We start from the raw sequence: 22,031 nt of genomic DNA, 5'->3' as shown, positions 1-22,031 counted from the left end.
TGTCCAAGGATATTTAATTTTAGTCAGATGAATGCTGTATAAACTAACAATGTAACACCTGCTGTTAAGAAGTTCATCCAAGAATACTACTTACATCCGATTACATTGGTTAGACCGTTAAGCTGTTTCATACTATTATTTTAACGAGTGCATTATTGCATTCACCAGAAATACATTACATGCAATAGATCATCCAATCACACAAATGTATTGCATGTAATAATTTCATCCAGATACACTAACATTTTATGTACTAATACTATCCAATCTTGCAAAATTAATAAGGAGGACTTATTATGTCACTAAAACAATATGAATTCTGGTTTATAACAGGCTCCCAGCATTTATACGGACCTGATACACTGAAGCAGGTAGCAGAGCACTCAAAGGTTATTGCTGATACCTTGAACCAATCATCCGCCATTCCCTGCTCTGTTATATTCAAGCCCATCGTTAAGACACCCGATGAAATTACTGCCTTGGTTAAAGAGGCTAACTATGCAGACAATTGCCTTGGTATCATCACCTGGATGCATACCTTTTCTCCATCCAAAATGTGGATCAATGGATTAACTCGCCTGGAGAAACCTTATCTGCACCTTCATACACAGTTTAACCGTACAATCCCTAACGAAGGAATTGATATGGATTTCATGAACTTAAATCAGTCTGCTCACGGCGATAGAGAGCATGGTTTTATTGGCACCAGATTACGTATGGCAAGAAAAGTCATCGCCGGCTACTGGGAAGATGAAGATGTTCAGGAGCGTATCGGAAGCTGGATGAGATCAGCAGTAGGTGTAGCTGTAAGTAAAGGCTTAAAAGTTATTCGTTTCGGCGATAACATGCGTCAGGTAGCTGTAACAGAAGGCGATAAAGTTGAAGCTCAGATAAAGCTTGGCTGGCAGGTAAATACAACAGCTGTTGGTGATTTAGTAGCTGAAATCAATAACGTTACTGAAGCCCAGATTGATGCAGTGATGAAAGAATATGAAGAGAAATATGAATTCAATACGGACAATATTGCCTCCGTTCGTTACCAGGCAAAGGTAGAAGTTGCTCTTATGAAGATGATTACAGAAGGCGGATACGGTGCCTTTACCAACACCTTTGAAGATCTTCACGGAATGGAGCAGCTTCCCGGACTTGCAAGCCAGAGAGTAATGGAAGCTGGTTACGGCTACGGCGGTGAAGGAGATTGGAAAGTCTCAGCTCTTACTCATATATTAAAGCGTATGGCAGAAGGTCTTCCCGGCGGAACTGCTTTCATGGAGGATTATACTTATGATCTCACAAAAGGTAATGAATTATCTTTAGGGGCTCATATGCTTGAGGTTTGCCCTACTCTTGCAGCCGGAAAACCTAAGATTGAAGTTCATCCCCTTGGAATCGGCGGTAAAGCTGATCCAGCTAGACTAGTATTTGAAGGCCATGAAGGAAAAGCAATTGTTGTATCTTTAGTTGATATGGGCGGACGTCTACGTCTCATCGTCCAGGATGTGGTTGCTGTTAAACCTATTTATGATATGCCAAACCTTCCAGTAGCACGTGTTATGTGGAAAGCTATGCCGGATCTGAAAACAGGTGCCGAGTGCTGGATACTTGCCGGTGGCGCGCACCATACTGTATTCTCCTATAGCATTACAGCTGAGCAGATGCAGGACTGGGCTGAAATGATGGATATCGAATATGTTCATATTTCCGAAAGTACAACCGTAGAAAACTTAAAACAACAGTTATTCTTACAGGATATTGCCTGGAAATTAAAATAATAAGGAAGAAGAATAAGCCTATGTTAGAAGTATTGAAGAAAGAGGTATATGAAGCAAATATGCTTCTCCCTAAACATAATCTTGTAACCTTTACCTGGGGTAATGTATCTGCCTTTGATAAAGAAAGCGGTCTTATGGTTATCAAACCCTCCGGTGTCGAGTACGATGTAATGACCCCTGAGGATATGGTAGTAGTCGATCTGGACGGTAAAACTGTCGAAGGTAAATTAAATCCTTCCTCCGACACTGCCACTCATATAGAGCTTTACAAGGCTTTTCCCAGCCTTGGAGGAATCGTGCATACTCATTCCAGATGGGCAACTATCTTCGCACAATCAGGGAGAGGTGTTCCGGCTTTTGGCACCACCCATGCCGATTATTTTTATGGAGAGATTCCCTGTACCAGAAAGATGACTCCGGAAGAAATAGCTGCTGCCTATGAAAAGGAAACTGGAACAGTTATTATCGAGTGCTTCAGGGAAAGAGGAATTGACCCGTTAGCTGTACCGGGAGTTGTAGTATACAGCCATGGTCCCTTTACCTGGGGAACTTCCGCAAAAAATGCCGTTCACAATGCTGTAGTACTGGAAGAGGTTGCTTTTATGGCTTGGCATAATCTCTCTTTGTCAGAAGGAAAACTTCCCTCCATTCAACAGGAGCTCTTAGATAAACACTATCTCAGAAAACACGGCGCAAATGCATATTATGGTCAAAAATAATCATATCCTTTAATTATAGCTGAAAACCCCCTTACTATTTCCTTTCTTTCTATCAGGCAAAATGGTAAGGGGGTTTTTCACTAAAAGTATTCATATTGGTATTTTTTTCTCTTTATCTGCTGGAAAGTAAATCATTATTTCATTAATTTTTTCTTAACCTCCCTTTAATGCTTGCTACAACCTGTGAAATCATCTATAATATATAAATATAATAAAAAATTTTATATAAATACATAGTTTCGATACAATTCGATCAGATAACATATAACGAACGATAAAATAGATGAAAACCATATAATAAACGTAAGCTATTTAAAAGTATTATCACTTATTTTATAGCTTACTGAAGTAATGCCTAAATAAATACTGAAAAAATTCCCATACTATAAATATTGTCCAATAAGGAGTTGTCATGAGAAAATCACTCTTTCTTATATGTGCTTTGTGCGCATTAATATTAAATACAACCGTTTATAATGTACATGCTCTGGCTGCATCCGATATAACCCCCAGCACAGCAGCAACTGACGAATCACTGGATAATAACAGCGAAAACAATACAAATGACGATAAATCCACAAATACAAAAAAAGTAGCTGAAAATGAAGCCTTAAACGTAGGTGACATGCCAAATGTTGCTTCCGAGGCAGCTATTGTAATGGAAGCTTCCACCGGAACAATCCTATATGCCAAAAACATACATGAAAAGCACTACCCTGCCAGTATTACCAAAGTTCTGACTACCTTAGTGGCTTTGGAAAATTCAACTCCCGGTGAAATCGTAACCTTTTCTAAAAATGCCATTTACGATGTAGATCTGGACAGCAGCCGAATTGGTATCGACGTAGGTGAAAAATTAACCATGGAGCAAAGTCTCTATGCGGTAATGCTGGAATCCGCTAATGAAGTATCCTACGCCGTAGCAGAACATGTTGCTGGCAGTGTCTCTGCTTTCTCTGACATGATGAATAAAAAAGCTGCCAGTCTTGGCTGTGTTGATTCTAACTTTATCAACCCCCATGGACTGCCCGACGAAAATCATTATACAAGTGCCTACGATATGGCTCTTATTTCAAGAGCTGCTATTAATAATGAAGCATTCCGTAAGATTACTGGTACAAAGACCTATACCATTCCACCAACTAATATCCAAAAGGAATCCAGGTATCTGGCCAACCATCACGGTATGATAAAAGGAACCTATTCATTTGAAGGAACGCTTGGCGGTAAGACCGGTTATACCTCAAAGGCCAAATATACCCTTGTTACTTTTGCAGAACGTGACGGAATGACTTTAATCAGTGTTATTATGTATTGTGATTCCATACCCAATGAATATGGAGATACGGAAGCATTGCTTAATTATGGTTTTGAAAATTATACAAAACACAATGTTGTAAACGAAGTTTCCCCTGATAAAACCGGCAATACAGAATTATTTACCCAATATACCCCCTTGTTCAGCAGAACAACATCTCCTTTAAAATTAAGCAGTACTGGCAGTGTTATTTTACCAAAAGGGGTTAAATTTGATGAAGCTGAGAGTACAATTTCATATTCTCCCCTGAACAAACTGAAAGAAGGTGACAACAATATCGGAACAATGCGTTTTACCTACGATAATACTTATGTAGGTTCTGCAGATATCGTATACTCCACAACAGCTTCCGATTATGTGTTAAATAACAACTTCATTCCGGAAACTCCAAAAACAATAGTAACCAAAGGGGTTTCAATGCCTCAGGAAACACAGGATGACAATGGAAGACTGCGTATAATCATTATTGCCATAATAATTATCGTGATTCTTGTATCCGTAACCCTATATCTTTTCTTTGTGGAATTACCTTATCGTAGGAGAAAGAATGCTTATAACGCAAAAAAGAAAAAGGGTAAACGTTATTACTCAAAAAATGATTATCTTGACCTGTAAAGCTAGAAGCTAAAGCTTTATTGGCAGGTGGATACTATGATTACGAAAGAAAATCAATTTGAAAATTCAGCAATTGCAAGAATTGTTTCTTGATTAATATAATGAATGTAGAAAGACTAATTAGTCATATTAGTTATAAAAGCTAACTTCATAATAAAGAATATATCATAAGGTGCGGATATGTTTTACGCGCCTTAACCATAAAAAGAACTTAAAAAAGGCTGTTGTAGATTACTACAACAGCCTTTTAAGCGTTCCCGACACGATTTGAACGTGCGACCTATCGCTTAGGAGGCGATCGCTCTATCCTGCTGAGCTACGAGAACGTGCTTTATTGTAAACCCTGCTATCTTATTTAAAACAACAGCAAAAATATTCTACTATTTTAAGACCAAATAGTCAACCCCAAACGGCAATATTTTTGACTGGTATGACTATTGTTATACATTACTGCTTAAAAAATCGACATATCCCTGAAGCCAGATATTTCCCTTAAACCTTCTGCCTACCAAAGGCTCTCCATATAAATCAGTTTTGTTTATAGTAACCTGAAAAATGACATCATTACAAGAGATACTCAGATTATACATCTCTTCCTCTGTAATTTCGTTTTTTAGGACATCCAGATCAATTATAGTACCTAATATAGTATAATTGTCAGATTCAGAACCATAAGGCGTAAAAGAGGTCTCAACGATTGTATAGATGTCTTCAACCTTAGCACGTCTTGAAATCATGGCATACATATCGATATCATCAATTGTCAGACTGTCAATAGCCTCCTGGTTACCTTTCTTTGCTTCTGAAATCAACTGCCTTCTATATTGAACCTCTGCAGTATTGCTCTTGGCCAGCTTCTCATCCCTCTCCAGAGGGAGAAGTATCTTACCTGATACAGATAAAGCAGATAGATATATGGAAAAAGGTCTGTCAAACTGTTTCTTGTCTTTGGACTCATTCAGATAATCAACTACATTCTGCAAATAAAAAATCAGGGATACACCTAACCTGACATCATCGCTCATTCCTGTATAAGCATCTGTATCTACTCTCTTTATAATAGATACCTCTTCTTTTGTACTGATGTAACTTCCTTTAATATAAGGAAAATAATGTTCCATGTAAAACTTACCCTGGCTGTCATACTCTCCTCTTACTGTAACGCCAATCTGCTTACTGAATAATTTTGTTATCTCCGCAAAAATCCTGCCATCCTGCTGAGTATATATCCTCTTATCCGTAGGCTGCTCTGTAATCAGATTAACCAGACGTTCCAGATCTAATCTATCTTTCATGTTCGTAAAACCAATCGCTCTTAAAAAACTATGCATAATAACCTCTTTCCTGCATATACTGGTTAGCTGATTGTATATCGCATAAATCAGAAGTTGAAAACAATTTCAACCTAATCCCTATGCACATCGCAAGCAGGCTTGCGATACTGCTGCATAATCTAACCCACCAATTATTTCCTTATTTCCAGCAGTTTAATGTTCTAACCAGCTTACACAAGGTCTTAGGTCAGCAGGTGAACATAATTACTCCTTATCTCACCTTGCTTCCATTACATGCCTCATCTGCTTGCAGATATAGCACTGCCACAAATCAGGGTATGAATTATATTTCAATAATTCACACTACTATCATTCGCACCTTAGCGCACTCCAATCAATAGTGGAAATTAACTTCATATTACCACATTAACATCCACAGACCACAGACCTCTTTTCAATACTTCTAAAATAGAGGTTTGATATGTGTTTATATCACAACAATGCCGGCTTCATACAATCATTGAATTACCTTATTATATGGAGATTAGCTTATTTAACATACCCATAAAATGAAAATCAATGAATATCTATTACTTATATCATATTTTGTATCTGATGACAAGTTAAATTACTGTGTTTGATTTATATTACTTTGTATTCGTTCACTACTTTACATACTTATATTCCTTTAACTTCCTTTACTACTTTATATCCCTTTATTACTTTGTATATTTATATTACTATACTTTATATACCTCATTGCTTTACATAACTTATTACTTTGTATGCAAACCATTTATAACCTTGCAATACTTACATATATTACTTTGCAGCATTATTGTTTTTATTTCTCATATTTTTGTATTATTTATATTACTAAATCATATTTTCTTTCCAGAAATTGCAGATACAAGCTTTTACTTTTTAATCTGTAACCCGAATTATCATAAAGAAATATCCTATCAGAACATAACAAGCGTATAAATGACAAATTGTCCCTTATAATAGTATTTACCCTATATAGTCATCTGTATCCATAGTATCAACAATCATGGTTGACAGGTCAGTTTTAAGGTCCTTTTCTATCCAATTAGCATAATTACGTCCATTGCTGTCAGTCAGCATACGCAATACCGGTCTTGTAGGGCATTTGGTGTTCTGTCTTAACACAATTCCAGTCTCACCTTCATCAGTAACTACAACTGTACCATTTGGATATGCTGCTATAAGCTCTATAAAGCAATGTACAACTTCAAAATCAAACTTAATACCGGCCTGACTGACGATATAGTCCAAAGCATGGTGCACCTTCAGCTTCGGTATCAGGAAACCATATACAAGGCTGTCAAAAGCATCACATACAGCTACAATCTTACTTCCTATTTTAATCTTGTCACCCTTTTTATGAAAAGGAAATCCTGAACCGTCAATTCTTTCATGGTGGCATAAGATAATATCTTTCGAAGCTACTGGAAGCCAGTTCTCTTTGATAACGGAAGAATATCCATACACAACATGCTTCATTAGTTCTTTTTGCTCTTCCTTACTGCTCTTTAGATAATTGTAATTATGATAATCAATCTTTACCAGATTGTATCCCATATCGTGGAGTAAGCTGCCCAGAGCAATCTGCCTTACTTTATCTTTACTTAATTTCATTCGTAATGCAATCAAAACAGACATGGCGCATACATTTAAAGAATGGGCATAAGTACCTTCATTCTTTTTTCGTATACCTGATATACTATATAAAACGTGAGGTGAGTTAACTATATCACAGATTATATTTTCTGCAACATTTTTAATTTCTTCTAATTCACCATACCCTTGATAAGTATAACGTTCTATAACATCCCGCACTATGTCCTGGCATTCATATTTAATTTTTTCTTCAATATTCTCTTCTTCGTTAACGCCTTGGGATAATTCATCTTCTATACATATATAACTATATCCTAATTCTTTCAGTTTCTTGGCATATTCTATCTTAACAGGGGCTCCTGCTGACATAATCACAATACCGCTGTCTGTTATGATATCCCTGGCTAGTAATTCATGTCCCTTGATTGTATCAAGTAACACCTTTCTCATATAGATACCTCATGTATATACAAAGGGTAATGATCCTTATCATTTGTATACTATCAACGAAAATAATATTAGTTTCTTCTTAATACAATATCGGATAAAAACGGCAATGTCAATATAGGTACAGAAAAATAGTTCCAGTGCATTGTTAATTACTTAACAATAAATTTATAAAATGACATTTTTTTTATACAATTTGTTAAATCAGCAATTTCACAAATTTTCCACTTGTGCATTCTGTACGGTATATGCACTTTTTGCACAAAAACTTAGGTGCTATTTTATGCACGATATACAAAATATTAGTTTGACAAATTAATAACAATTTGATATATTAAATGTGTAATAAGCAGCGCAGTTAATTGTTAAGAATTTAACATATATAAGGAGGACTCCCATGAGTGAGAAAAAACAACCTACCCCCCAGGAACATGTAGATCAACTAGTTAAGAATGCACAGGTAGCTCTGAAAGAGTTTATGAATTACGATCAGGAACAAATTGATACTATCGTTCATGAAATGGCACTGGCCGGACTTGCTAAACAGCAGTACCTTGCTAAAATGGCAGTTGAGGAAACACAACGTGGTATTTATGAAGATAAGATAACAAAGAATATCTTTGCTACAGAGTATATCTGGCACTCCATTAAGTATCAGAAAACAGTTGGTATTATAGAAGACAATGAAGAGGAAGATTACATGACCGTTGCAGAACCAATTGGTATAGTAGCTGGTGTAACTCCTGTAACCAATCCCACTTCAACAACAATGTTCAAGATAATTTCCTGTATTAAAACAAGAAATCCTATAATTTTCGGTTTCCATCCAAGTGCACAACAGTGTTCCAAAGCAGCCGCACAAACCTTATATGATGCAGCAATCAGTGCTGGTGCTCCTAAAGATTGTATCCAATGGATTGAGTATCCTTCCGTGGAAGCAACATCAGTATTAATGAACCATCCTGGTGTAGCATGCATTCTTGCAACCGGTGGTCCTGGAATGGTTAAAGCCGCATATTCCTCCGGAAAACCTGCCTTAGGAGTTGGTCCTGGTAACGTACCTTGCTTTATTGAGAAAACTGCTGTTTTAAAACGTGCAGTAAATGACCTTGTTCTTTCCAAATCCTTTGATAATGGTATGATTTGTGCTTCTGAGCAGGCTGCTATTATTGAAGCCCCTGTATATAAAGAAGTTATTGAACTTATGAAAAAAGCAGGCTGCTATTTTGCAACCAAAGAAGAAATCAAAAAATTAGAGCCTGTTGTAATTAATATAGAAAAATTATCCGTAAATCCTGCCATAGTTGGACAGTCACCTGCAGCAATCGCAGCTCTTGCCGGATTTACAATTCCTAAGGAAACAAAGATTTTATGCACAGAGATTGATGGTGTAGGCAAAGAATATCCACTTTCTATTGAAAAGTTATCACCTGTTTTAGCAGTTGTTAAAGCAAAAGATGTGGAAGATGGTATGAGTCTTTGCGAGAAGATGTTAGCAAATGGCGGTATGGGCCACTCCTCCGTACTTCATTCAACCAATCAAACTGTTATTACAGAGTTTTCAAATCGTATGAAGACCGGACGTATCATCGTTAACTCTCCTTCTACTCATGGTGCAATTGGTGACTTATACAATACAAATATGCCTTCCTTAACACTTGGATGTGGATCTTACGGCGGAAACTCAACCACCCACAATGTCTCAGCAGTTGACCTGGTAAATATCAAACGTGTGGCTAAGAGGAGAAACAATATGCAATGGTTTAAGATTCCTAACAAGATTTACTTTGAATCAGGTTCAACAGCTTATCTTTCCAAAATGCCTGATATAACAAAAGCATTTATTGTTACTGACCCTGCTATGACACAGCTTGGATATGTAAACAAGGTTCTTTATCAGTTAAGAAAAAGAGAAGAATATGTTCACTGCGAGATCTTTGATCAGGTAGAACCCGATCCTTCTCTCGAGACAATCATGAAGGGTGTAGACTCCATGAATAAATTCAGACCTGATGTCATTATCGCATTAGGCGGTGGTTCTGCTATTGATGCTGCAAAAGGAATGTGGTTATTCTATGAGAATCCGGATGCAGATTTTAAGAACATGTCCCTTAAGTTCTTGGATATAAGAAAACGTACCTATAAATTCCCTCAGTTAGGAAAGAAAGCTAAATTGGTTGCTATTCCTACCACCTCCGGTACCGGATCAGAAGTTACCTCTTTTGCAGTAATTTCTGACAAAACTGAGAACAAGAAATATCCTCTTGCTGATTATGAATTAACTCCTGATGTTGCAATCATTGATCCAGATTTCGTTATGTCAGTACCTAAGAAATCAACAGCATGGACCGGTATGGATGTTTTAACACACGCAATTGAAGCATATATCTCCATTCTTGCTTCTGACTATACAGATGCATTAGCAGTACACGCTATTGAGATGGTATTCACATACCTGAAAAGGTCTTTCGAATTTGGAGAGAAAGATCCAGTGGCTAGAGAAAAAATGCACAATGCTTCAACTATTGCTGGTATGGCATTTACAAATGCATTCCTTGGTATCAATCACTCCTTAGCTCATAAACTCGGTGGTGAATATCATGTACCTCATGGATGTGCAAATGCCATCTTACTCCCTCATGTAGTTCGTTACAATGGTACCTCCTGCCCTACCAAATTTACATCATGGCCTAAATATGAGAACTATATTGTAGGGGATAAGATTTTTAACTTAATGAAGAAATTAGGTTTTGCTCCTAAGAATAATGATGATGCTGTTGAAATACTAGCAACAGAAATTGAGAAGTTAAATGCTTTCCTTGAAATTCCTGCAACTTTAAAAGAGTATGGTCTTGATGAGAAGGATTTCTTAACAAAAGTTAATCCACTTGCAGACTTAGCATTTGGTGATCAGTGTACAACAGCAAATCCCAGACTTCCATTAGTATCTGAATTAAAGGATTTATATTTAACAGCTTACTATGGAAAAGATAACGTACCTGCTAAGAAATAATATTTAATTGATATGAATCTACATTACAAAAACAACCTGCCTGAAAAGGCCGTCTGCGAATGCAGACGGCCTTTTTATATATTCTTGATGCATTTTTTTCTTAATATATTTTTTTCTTAATATATCTTTTTCTTAATATATCTTTTTCTTGATTTATATTTTTCTTGATATATCTTTTTCTTGATATATCTTTTTCTTGATATATTAATACTTAATATATTTTATAATTGATATATTTTATTCCATATAATTTCTTGTTTTCTTAGCTTCTTCTAATGCTAGTTTTTCTTCAGATGACAATACTACAAAAGATTCTCCCTTTATTATTTCTTTTACATAAGTATAACAACCTTCTCTGGTAGAATGCATTGAATTAAGGACAAAACCATCATTATCATCATTCAAGATAGCTAGTGTGAAACTTAATTTTCCTCCCATTTCCTGAAAAGCATCATACTTAACTATACCAATTTTTTGATAAGCTACTGCTAAATTTTCAAATATCTTTTTTATTTGCTCCGTATGAATATTACTTTGGTCTTTTAACGCTTTCAACTGACTGAACTTATCTTCAAACTGCACTTCAAGACTTTTACCGTCTGCACCATCCATAAATTTCTTATAATGTTTTTTCAATTTACTGGATTTCACAAACAGTACTATAAGACAAACTAACATAATTATTATAATGGCAGCAAAGCCTATTACAATAAAATCAATATATTCACTTATGTAATCACTTAACAGCATGAGAAGGTCTCCTTTAGTTTATCGTTTCAAATAGATCAATAATTCTCTCTAATTCCTCTACAGAATAATATTCTATTTCTATTTTTCCGTTATTATTGTTTTTCTTCTTAATAGATACTTTTGTACCCATAATTTTTTTGATTTTTTCTTCTATATCACGATATAGAAAGCTATCTTCTTTTACAGGAGCAACTTCCTCTTTTACCTCATTTAGCTGAGCTACTATTTTTTTAACTAACTTTTCAGTATCTCGAACACTTAACTTATCATCAAACACTTTCATAGCTGTCTGGTATTGTATCTCTTCTTCTTCAATAGCTAATAAGGCTCTGGCATGTCCACCTGATATCATATCATCTATTAACATCTGTTGAACTTTTTCACTGAGTTTTAAAAGTCTCATTGTATTAGTAACTGCAGTTCTACTTTTTGATACTCTTTCTGCCACTTCATCCTGTTTCAAATTAAACTCTTTAATAAGATTTTGATAAGCTATTGCCTCTTCAATCGGATTCAAGTCTTCTCTTTGTATGTTTTCTATAATAGCAATTTCCATTACTTCTTGCGGTGTATAATTTTTTACTATTACTGGTATTTCTTTTAACCCGGCTTGCTTAGCAGCTCTCCATCTTCTTTCACCCGCAATAATTTCATAATATTTATCCTTTTTTTGCACTATCAGAGGCTGAATAACACCAAATTGTTTGATTGAATCCGATAGCTCATGTAGTGAGTCTTCATCAAAATATTTTCTTGGTTGCTTTCTATTAGGCTCAACCTCATTTATAGGTATTAATGTTTCACGTGAAACATCTATTTTTCCATTACCGTCGTTAACTGTATTCTTTTTTGTATTACTTTTATCTGGAATCATAGAGTCAAGTCCTTTACCTAACCCCTTCTTAGAAACAGCCATATAAATCTCCTTTTCTACTATACTACTTAACTATTACTTTTTTTCTATTACCTCGTCAGCTAAATCTCTATAACCCTCAGCCCCAGCAGATTTTGGATCATATATATTAATTGGTAAGCCGTGACTTGGAGCCTCTGCAAGACGAACATTTCTTGGTATTATAGTTTTATATATATTTTGCTCAAGATTCTGCTTAACATTCTCAACTACTTGCAGAGACAAGTTTGTCCTCGCATCATACATGGTAAATACAACACCTTCAATTTCTAACTGAGGATTTAATCTTTGTCTTACCAGATTAATCGTATGTATTAACTGTGATAATCCCTCCAATGCATAGTATTCACATTGTATAGGTACCAAAACTGTATCAGCTGTTGTCATAGCATTTACTGTAAGTGTGTTTAGTGAGGGTGGGCAATCAATAATGATAAAATCATATTTATCTCTTACTTTCTCAATTTCTTTTTTCAAAATAAATTCTCGTTCTTCAACCCCGATTAATTCGATTTCGGCACCTGCCAGATTAACATTGGAGGGAAGTAATGATAAATTTTCATATACATTTTCTACCAGGCATTCTTCAATACTACAATTACCTATAATCAAATCATAAACCGTAAAGCTCAACTCATTCTTCTTTACTCCGAGTCCGCTTGATGTATTTCCCTGAGGATCTATATCAATGGTAAGAACATTTTTTCCTTTCTCAGCAAGGCAAGCAGAGAGGTTTATGGTGGTAGTAGTTTTTCCTACTCCTCCCTTTTGATTAGCAACTGCTATTATTCGTCCCATCTTTTCCTCCTTCATTCATGTAATTAATTTTTAATTACATGCCCTTATGTACATACCTTATATCAACAATAAATAATATAAAATTTATCTTATTGTATATTATTTTGAAGTCATTTGGACTACCATTTATTATAACATTATTGTTTTTATTTATCTATATAAATTCAGTATAATTTTGCTGTATTTGATAATTAGAACGATAATTAATAATGTTTCACGTGAAACATTATTAAACCACACCTTAATTATAATTTGATTTATTTTATTATAATAGCAAAACTTGGTTCTATCTTACTATATAAATATAGATATAAAATGTTTATATTTTTAGAATGTTAACTAAAGTAGTGTTTTTAAACAAATACCAATTGTTTATCCGTTATTTGGAGTAATTTAATAAAAGGTTATTGCTTATATTATTCAGATATTATTTACTTCTTGAGCTATAAATATCGTGATACAAATATTCAATTTACAATCATACTAAAAAACCTCAAGGTAAAGTATCAAAAAAGAAGAACTCATGTCTATGGATTGTAAAAACTAGAAAAACCTACTGCGAACTTTTTATTGAAGATGAATTTTCAATAAAGTTACTACCTATATACTAGTAAATAATAGAGAAAATCGTTGCCTTCATAAGAAATACATATTATACTATGCCGTTAAAGTTATAAGTAAAGCATTAGACATCTCTGTATTATCTATATAAAGACTCCCGTCTTTATATTTTATATCGCCACTAATAGTCTATAAATTATAAATAAATTAAATAAACTTTTATCTTAAAGCGAGTCAGATATTTTACACATAAATTCATGTGATACTGATTAGACAGTGTAGGGTAAAGTTATCAATGTTAAAAAGAGTACACATATATGCATGATATGGGCAACGGTTCATAATAGAAAGATAATCTGGCATAACTTCAAGAAAAGCTGCTATTCCTCCGAAAAATACAATTGAATCTATAAACTAAAACTGTGATTTTAGTACAACTGAAATTAGAAATTACTGGTGTACGGATATTACCTATACCCCTGCAGCTCCGGACGAATGAACCTAATCTAGCTTCCATCATCAACCATCAAAGCAAAAAGTACAACACTCACAAAGAAAACATAATGGTTACAAAGCAAAGGATATTTGCTATTTAATATTACATTCTCGATAGTTCAAAATGATTTTCCAAGCATTAAAAATGTAGTTTAGATATATTAATTACGAATGGTATCCTTCTGCACAACTATTTACGCATACAATATACAATCTATCCATTTTAAAATTACTCTTTTAAGATAAATTATACATTTTAAAGCTGAAAAGAAAATCATTAAGATAATATTATATCTAATAATTCCATTTTATGAAGAAATCAATTAAACAAATAACTTCATTTATTTTTAATACTACCAGTATGGTTTTAAATTATTAATTCTTTAAATAAAAGAAATAATTTAAGGTAGTACCATTTAAAATTTTACTTTGCAGATTATTCGAGAAAAGGCATAAGCATATCTTAAGTTAATTCACCTTTCTACGATAATAACCAAATTCAGAAATAATAGGCAGCATTAATAAAAAATAAATCTTATTAATTTTGTAGTTATATGTTTCACGTGAAACATCCTAATAATTAAATTTTAAAATTTTCTTGCTTTACTTCTAGATTATCACATAAAAAAAACAAGGCTTCAAAACCTTGTCTTTTTACAGATACTATTTTCATTCTATAGTCAACTTAAAATATTTCCTTAAGACTATCCAAACAACTAATTTAAAAAACTTCTACTATATTATTTCTAATAGCATAAACTGCAGCCTGTGTTCGATCTGACACACTTATTTTTCTAAATATATTTGAAACATGGTTTTTAACTGTTTTCTCACTGATAGACAAGTTATATGCTATTTCTTTATTAAACAAACCCTCTGTTATCAGTTTGAGTACTTCCATTTCTCTCTTTGTTAAAAGACTTTCAGTAGTAGTTTCTTCTTCTCTGTTCTCCAGCTTATCATTAAGAAGAGGTACCATATTAGGTTGAATAAAAATTTCTCCATTATATATAGCAAATATGGCTTTTCTAAGTAAATCGCTTTCAGAATCCTTTAATACATAGCCATTTACACCAATATCAACAGCTTTTAATAAATATTCAATTTCATTATGTATTGTAAGGATTAATACTTTTATATTTGACTTCATTTCTTTTAGCTTTTGTAGTACCTTTAAACCATCCATCCGGGGCATATTAATATCCAGTAACAGAACATCCGGTTTCTTAATTCCTATTTCTTCAATACATTCAATTCCATCCCCTGCTTCACCAACAATAGATATATCACCCTCAAGTTCTAAAAGCTGTTTTAAACCCTCTCTTATCATACGATGATCATCTGCAATAACTACCCTAATAGTGCTCATCTTATACCCTCCTAATACTTTTCAAAGGAATCTTAACAATTATTTTCGTTCCTTCGTTTTCATCTGTTTCTATATTGAAATCACCTGATAATATAGACACTCTTTCTCTCATCATTGATAAACCAAAACCTGAAAAGATGTTCTCCCCTGGATCTGACAGCTTTTCTTTTTTTATTCCGATTCCGTCATCTTTGATTTGCACTTTTACTGCTTTTTCTAAATAATTTATGTCAATTTGAATCTTTTTAGCTCTTCCGTGTTTAATAGCATTATTAACAGATTCTTGTATTATGCGAAATAAAGTAAGATTAATGGCAGGTAACAACGTTCGTTCATTATTATGTAATTTCAAAGTTACTTTTATATTATAATTTTGAGTAATATCTCTTATATACTTTTCAATAGCTGGTACAAGTCCTAAATCATCAAGAGCCATTGGTCTAAGTCCATAAATAATATTACGCATGTCATTTATCGTAGTTTTTATTGTTCCTACCATTGTTTGTAGCTCTAATTTAGCACGTATAGGATCTATATCAATCAGTCTGGTACATAATTCTGTTTTATGCATCATCGTTGTTAGATTTTGTACTGTTGAATCATGTAAATCTCTTGCAATTCGTTTTCTTTCAGTCTCTTGGGTCTCGATTATATTTAATCCAAATTCATAACTGATACTTTCATTTTTCTCCATTTTCTCAGAATAACTTTTACAGAAATCATTCATATCTTCATAGAGATTACCTTTTAAGGTATGAAAACAGCTTTTTATATTATCCAGATTGTTTTTATTTCTGATACATTCAAAGAACTTTTCTTCTTCCTTTTTTATATCTTCTTCAATTTTAACTTTATCAGCTTTTAACTTTGATAATTTTTTATCTTCCAAGCTTAAATTTATTAAATAAACATCTTCAGAAATATTGTCTAAAGTAATGGCAGATATTTTTTTCTGAATTTTCTTTTTTTTATCTTCAAGATTTTTTAATCTTCCATTAATTCGTTCAATTTCCTGCTGAACACTTTTTTCATTTTCGTCAATATAGCATAGAGCATCCCGTAATTGTTCCATAAACCCCATATTATCTTCCTGATAAATCATTCTTATTACTCTCCTATTATACTAATATTTAAAAATATCAGGTTCATTTGTGTTTTTATTCATTCATATAAATTTAAGCCAGTAATAATTTGTTATTCTTTATAATATACTATATTATACCATAATTTGCATTAAGGAAAGCGTTTTTTTTCAAATTTGACACATTTTTATCATATTTTGTGAATAATTTTAATTTCGACAATGTTTATAGAATTTATCTGGTGATATTTCACATTTTATCGTATTTGAATTTATTTTGTCTATTTTTGTCGGATTGAATCCCACTTGAGAGAATATACCTTTTTGTTCCTTTTGTATACTTGTGTATATTTTTTCATAACCTTTACTGAAACCTTTATCTAATGCAAATCGTAAAAGAAACTCACCATTTCTATTATTTCTCTTCTCTGAAAGAACCGCCAATCGATCGATAAAACACTCTCCATCTATCATTTTTAATTCCGCAGCACCAATCGGTTTATCTTCTCTCACTCCCTCATAAAGAACTATATAAATATTTTCATCTTTGAATTGATAGGTTATATCAAAATCCTGAAATACAGAATTCCAAACAGTTATTAAATCTTCATATTTATCTGCAGCAACTACCTTCCCCTGTATCATAATCAATTTCCTCCTGAATCAAAGTGGTTCTTTCGATGGTTTACCCGAGGATCTTGGGTATTTATCTGATATCTTTTCAATCTTTTCAATAATTACAAAAGATCGTCCGATATCTCCCTCCAAACTGAATTCTTCACATCCATTTATTCTGCCACCAAGAAGTTTTACTGCTTTTTTTGCATTCTTAACCTCTTCTTGCACATTTGAACCTTTATAAGATAGAAAGAAACCTTTCACTTTCACAAGGGGCATACAATACTCACTTAAAGTAGATAAGTTTGCTACAGCTCTTGAAACACATACATCGTACTTTTCTCTGTAATTACTGTCCCTACCTAAATCTTCAGCTCTTGCATGTATAGCGTCTATGTCCTCCAGCTCTAATTCAGTGATTACTTCTTTTAAAAAGTTAATTCTTTTATTTAAAGAATCCATTAATGTTACTTTAATTTTGGGATAAATTATTTTTAAGGGTATACCCGGAAAGCCTGCACCTGTTCCTACATCAATTAATGTAAGAGATTTATTAAAATCATATACCCGTACAATGGAAAGACTATCCATAAAATGTTTTGTTAAAACCTCATCAAACTCAGTAATAGCTGTCAGGTTCATTACCTTATTCGTCTCAACAATCATTTCATAATACTTTACCAATTGTTTTGCCTGTTCTTCCGTTATTACTATATTTTCTTTCTTTGCCGCATTCATCAATTTTTCTATTTGATTCATTAAAATCCTGCTTTCTATCATTAAATGTTACTTTCGTTTGAATAAGAAGACTTCTTCAAAAGCTATAAAGGCTGGAAAAAGCAGTGCAGCTATCCTTAAATCCTTTGTAAAAGAAAACCTACAGGCTTCTTCCAGCAATTTAATAAAATGCAACTGCCCTATATTACACTATATCAAAACATAATCTTCTTCTTACGGAGTAAGCGTATATTAATGTTTGCTATTTGTATATATAGTATAGTCTTTAATCTATACGATCTTCTTTTCTGCGAAACTGCTCCAGATATACCAGTAAAACAGATATATCTGCCGGTGAAACGCCTGATATTCTGGAGGCCTGTCCTACAGAAGAAGGCCTTATCTTCATCAGCTTCTGCCTTGCTTCAATGCGTAGACTCTTAACCTGTTCATAATCAATACTATCAGGAATATTTTTATTTTCGAGCTTTTTGAACTGTTCAACCTGTCTTAATTGTCTCTCGATATATCCTTCATACTTGATATTAATATTAACCTGTTCTCTTACATCTTTAGGAAGTGCTTTTCTTCCGGTATCTATTTCCTCCAGCATATCATATGTTAACTCCGGCCTGCGTATAAGCTCACCTATAGTAGTACCGGTTTTTAGGCTTTGACTATTATTTTTAACAAGAAATTCCTGGACGATAGCGTTTGCGCCTATTAAGGCTTCATTTACTCTTCTTGTCTCATTCTTTATATTTTCTTCCTTTTGCAATAATTCCTGGTATCTCTCTTCACTAATCAGTCCTACTTTGTATCCTAATTTAGTCAGCCTGAGATCCGCATTATCCTGCCTGAGTAAAAGTCTGTATTCTGCTCTTGAAGTCATCATACGATAAGGCTCATGGGTTTCTTTCGTTACCAAGTCATCAATTAAGACTCCGATATATGCCTGTGACCTGTCCAATATAAGAGGTTCTTTGTTAAGCAGCTTCATTGCTGCATTAATTCCTGCTATAAGCCCTTGTGCCGCTGCTTCCTCATAGCCGGAACTTCCGTTAAACTGTCCGCCGCTGAATAAACCATCTACCTTTAGAAATTCCAATGAAGCCTTTAATTGATTCGGATTAATGCAATCATATTCAATCGCGTAGGCATTTCTTACAATCTTAGCATTTTCAAGTCCAGCAACACTTCTATACATTCTATACTGTACGTCCTCCGGCAAAGAACTAGACATACCTCCAACGTACATTTCATTGGTATAATTACCTTCCGGCTCAATAAACACCTGATGTCTGTCTTTGTCCTCGAACTTAACCACTTTATCTTCGATGGAGGGACAGTATCTGGGACCGGTTCCTTTAATATCACCGCTATACAAAGGTGAACGATGAATATTATCCTTTATAATCTTATGGGTTTCTTCATTTGTATAGGTCAGCCAGCAGGATATCTGTTCTTTTTTGATATCCACACCGCTATTGGTAAAAGAGAAAGGAACAACTTCCTCATCACCAAACTGCTCTTCCATTTTACTAAAATCAATCGATCTTTTATCAATTCTGGCCGGTGTACCTGTTTTAAAGCGATACATCTCTATACCGGCTTTGGTCAGCGAATCTGTTAAATAATTTGCTGATTTCAAACCATTTGGTCCAGTGTGATTGCTTACATCACCATAGATACATCTTGCGTTGAGGTATGTTCCTGTACACAAAATAATAGCTTTACAGGGATAAATTCCACCAGAATAGGTTTTTATCCCCACAACTTTGTTGTCTTCTGTCAGTATTTCAGTCACCTCAGCCTGCTTCAAAGTAAGATTTTCGGTATTTTCAAGAACTAATCTCATCTCTCTGCTGTAATCCTGCTTGTCCGCCTGTGCTCTTAAAGAATGAACAGCAGGTCCTCTGGAAACATTCAGCATTTTAGACTGAATGTAGGTCTTATCAATATTCTTGCCCATTTCACCGCCTAGAGCATCTATTTCTTTGACCAGATGACCTTTGGAGGTACCTCCGATATTTGGATTACAAGGCATCAACGCAATACTATCCATGTTAATAGTTACTATTAAAGTATTTATCCCAAGTCTGGCACATGCCAAGGCTGCTTCACAACCTGCATGACCTGCTCCGACTACTACGACATCATAACTTTCATATGTGTATGACATACTAACCTCTTTTCTAAAAATCCACTTTCACTTGATGTTATAAGCAAACACCATTCAGCTGTATTATACCACTGATCTATATTCCCGACTACTACTTACCCATACAGAATTCTCGGAAAATTGTATTGATAAGATCTTCATCTACCTGCTCACCTGTTATCGTTCCTAAGGCCTCATAACCAGTCATCATATCAACTGCGTAAAGATCTTCCGGCATATCATCCAGTATTGTCTTTTCTACCATACACAGACTCTCCAGGCTCTTTCTCAGTGCTTCTTCCTGTCTTAGATTTGTTATATAAACTTCATCATTGTATTCCAGGACACCATTAAAGTACATATCCGTGATAAGTTTTTCTAACTCCTCCAGACCACTGCTTTGTTTAGCAGAAATCAATACTACCTCTTTTTGTGTCTTCTTATGAATTTCTTCGATAGAAATAACCATATTAAGATCAGACTTATTTAACAATACGATTGCTTTTTTATCTCTTATAAAGGCAATTATTTCTTCGTCATTTTCATCTAAGGGTACGGATACATCAACTACATATAAAATCAGATCACTATCTTCACCCATGGTCTTTGCTCTTTTAACCCCTATACTCTCTACGAGATCAGAGGTATTTCTTATACCTGCGGTATCTACCACATTTAAGCAAAGCTCACCTATCATAAGTGTTTCTTCAAGAGTATCTCTTGTAGTCCCTGGTACATCTGTTACAATGGCTCTCTCACTGCCCATCAAAGCATTTAGAAGAGATGATTTACCTGCATTGGGTTTTCCCATTATAACAGTCTTAATTCCTTCTTTGATTAATTTACCATTTCCTGCAGTATCCAACAGCTTTTTAATTTCTTTTTTATAGCCCTTTATATTAACCAATAATTCATCTTTAAACTCACTGATATCAATATGCTCAGGATCATCAAGTCCCGCTTCAAGATAAGCTAAGTCATGGAGTAACCCTTCCCGTACATCTTTAATTTTATTATAAACATTGCCCTTTAGCTGCTTAACAGAATTCTTTAGAGCATAGTTACTTTTCGCATTTATTATATCAGAAACAGCTTCTGCCTGGGATAAATCTATTCGACCATTTAAGAAAGCTCTTTTCGTGAACTCTCCCGGCTCTGCTAATCGTGCACCTTTTTTAACGATAATTTCTAGAATTTTTCTTGTTACCAGTATTCCTCCGTGGCAATCAATTTCTATAACATCCTCCCTGGTATAACTGTTCGGACCTTTCATAACAATTGCCAGCACTTCATCTATTACAGTGTCTTCATCTTTTATATATCCATAATGGACGGTATGGCTTTGTACTTCAGATAATTTCTTATCGGGTTTTTTTGACTGAAATATCCTATCTCCAATCTCGAGTGCTTCCATTCCACTTATTCTTATTATACTGATACCACTATTATTAACTGCTGTAGCTATTGCAGCAATTGTATCTGTACTTGAATTCATATCTATATCCAAATTACTTATTTTGTGAGTAATCCTGTACCTTCTTTGATTACTTCACGTATACTTTCATTCTGCCTTCCTCAGGCATCCTTTCCTTCTAATTTTAAAACATATTCTTTTTTTTAAACATTCTACATTTAATAACAATTTACATATTAATACAATACTCATTTAATAACTTTCTACCTTTAAAATAATAATTTACAAAATAATAACAGTTTTCTTAAATACTAATTTAATTATAATAACAAATTAAACTTTAATAGCAATTTTG

Annotated in this window: 15 protein-coding genes and 1 tRNA gene; 4 read left to right on the top strand and 12 right to left on the bottom strand. The window is 34.0% G+C overall.

Going from position 1 to position 22,031, the window contains the following annotated elements:
- The first annotated feature begins 296 nt into the window (after positions 1-296).
- From araA to R2R35_RS12320, 3 genes are all read left to right on the top strand, one after another.
- Positions 297-1,772: an L-arabinose isomerase gene (araA, locus tag R2R35_RS12330; RefSeq protein WP_317730117.1), complete on the top strand. Its 1,476-nt coding sequence runs from the start codon at positions 297-299 to the stop codon at positions 1,770-1,772.
- A gap of 20 nt (positions 1,773-1,792) precedes the next feature.
- A complete protein-coding gene (locus tag R2R35_RS12325; protein ID WP_317730116.1) occupies positions 1,793-2,491 on the top strand; it encodes an L-ribulose-5-phosphate 4-epimerase in 699 nt (232 codons plus the stop codon).
- Positions 2,492-2,903: 412 nt separating this feature from the next.
- Positions 2,904-4,424 (top strand): D-alanyl-D-alanine carboxypeptidase family protein, encoded by a 1,521-nt coding sequence (locus R2R35_RS12320; RefSeq protein ID WP_317730115.1) that lies wholly within the window; start codon positions 2,904-2,906, stop codon positions 4,422-4,424.
- A gap of 252 nt (positions 4,425-4,676) precedes the next feature.
- Here the strand turns inward: R2R35_RS12320 and R2R35_RS12315 are convergent.
- From R2R35_RS12315 to R2R35_RS12305, 3 genes are all read right to left on the bottom strand, one after another.
- Positions 4,677-4,750 (bottom strand) — tRNA-Arg (locus tag R2R35_RS12315).
- 114 nt (positions 4,751-4,864) lie between these two features.
- Positions 4,865-5,755 carry a DUF3881 family protein gene (locus R2R35_RS12310; RefSeq protein ID WP_317730114.1) on the bottom strand — a complete coding sequence of 297 codons (891 nt, stop codon included), beginning with the start codon at positions 5,753-5,755 and terminating at the stop codon, positions 4,865-4,867.
- A gap of 954 nt (positions 5,756-6,709) precedes the next feature.
- On the bottom strand, positions 6,710-7,789 hold the full coding sequence (locus tag R2R35_RS12305; RefSeq protein ID WP_317730113.1) for an HD-GYP domain-containing protein: 1,080 nt from the start codon (positions 7,787-7,789) through the stop codon (positions 6,710-6,712).
- Positions 7,790-8,183: 394 nt separating this feature from the next.
- Between R2R35_RS12305 and adhE the strand changes: the two genes are divergently transcribed.
- Complete coding sequence (gene adhE / locus R2R35_RS12300) at positions 8,184-10,799, top strand: bifunctional acetaldehyde-CoA/alcohol dehydrogenase (RefSeq protein WP_317730112.1); 2,616 nt, start codon at positions 8,184-8,186, stop codon at positions 10,797-10,799.
- A gap of 237 nt (positions 10,800-11,036) precedes the next feature.
- Here the strand turns inward: adhE and R2R35_RS12295 are convergent, their stop codons facing one another.
- The 9 genes from R2R35_RS12295 to mnmE all read right to left on the bottom strand — a co-directional run bounded on the left by R2R35_RS12295 (position 11,037) and on the right by mnmE (position 21,757).
- The gene (locus R2R35_RS12295) at positions 11,037-11,549 is read right to left on the bottom strand and encodes a DUF4446 family protein (protein ID WP_317730111.1); all 513 of its coding nucleotides are present in this window, start codon (positions 11,547-11,549) and stop codon (positions 11,037-11,039) included.
- Positions 11,550-11,562: 13 nt separating this feature from the next.
- The gene (locus R2R35_RS12290) at positions 11,563-12,465 is read right to left on the bottom strand and encodes a ParB/RepB/Spo0J family partition protein (protein WP_317730110.1); all 903 of its coding nucleotides are present in this window, start codon (positions 12,463-12,465) and stop codon (positions 11,563-11,565) included.
- A gap of 33 nt (positions 12,466-12,498) precedes the next feature.
- Positions 12,499-13,260 carry a ParA family protein gene (locus R2R35_RS12285; RefSeq protein WP_317730109.1) on the bottom strand — a complete coding sequence of 254 codons (762 nt, stop codon included), beginning with the start codon at positions 13,258-13,260 and terminating at the stop codon, positions 12,499-12,501.
- Positions 13,261-15,037: 1,777 nt separating this feature from the next.
- Positions 15,038-15,685, bottom strand: a complete 648-nt coding sequence (locus R2R35_RS12280) for a response regulator transcription factor (protein ID WP_317730107.1) — start codon at positions 15,683-15,685, stop codon at positions 15,038-15,040.
- 1 nt (position 15,686) lies between these two features.
- On the bottom strand, positions 15,687-16,787 hold the full coding sequence (locus R2R35_RS12275; protein WP_317730106.1) for a sensor histidine kinase: 1,101 nt from the start codon (positions 16,785-16,787) through the stop codon (positions 15,687-15,689).
- Between the two features lie 189 nt (positions 16,788-16,976).
- Positions 16,977-17,411 (bottom strand): GNAT family N-acetyltransferase, encoded by a 435-nt coding sequence (locus tag R2R35_RS12270; protein WP_317730105.1) that lies wholly within the window; start codon positions 17,409-17,411, stop codon positions 16,977-16,979.
- A gap of 18 nt (positions 17,412-17,429) precedes the next feature.
- Positions 17,430-18,143, bottom strand: coding sequence for a 16S rRNA (guanine(527)-N(7))-methyltransferase RsmG (gene rsmG / locus R2R35_RS12265; protein WP_317730104.1), 714 nt, complete (start codon positions 18,141-18,143; stop codon positions 17,430-17,432).
- A 244-nt stretch (positions 18,144-18,387) separates the two neighbouring features.
- Positions 18,388-20,283, bottom strand: a complete 1,896-nt coding sequence (gene mnmG, locus R2R35_RS12260) for a tRNA uridine-5-carboxymethylaminomethyl(34) synthesis enzyme MnmG (RefSeq protein WP_317730103.1) — start codon at positions 20,281-20,283, stop codon at positions 18,388-18,390.
- A gap of 91 nt (positions 20,284-20,374) precedes the next feature.
- The gene (gene mnmE / locus R2R35_RS12255) at positions 20,375-21,757 is read right to left on the bottom strand and encodes a tRNA uridine-5-carboxymethylaminomethyl(34) synthesis GTPase MnmE (RefSeq protein ID WP_317730102.1); all 1,383 of its coding nucleotides are present in this window, start codon (positions 21,755-21,757) and stop codon (positions 20,375-20,377) included.
- Positions 21,758-22,031 lie beyond the last annotated feature (274 nt).

This window comes from Anaerocolumna sp. AGMB13020 (assembly GCF_033100115.1).
Classification (GTDB): Bacteria; Bacillota; Clostridia; order Lachnospirales; family Lachnospiraceae; genus Anaerocolumna.
This window is presented reverse-complemented; position numbering and strand designations above follow the sequence as displayed.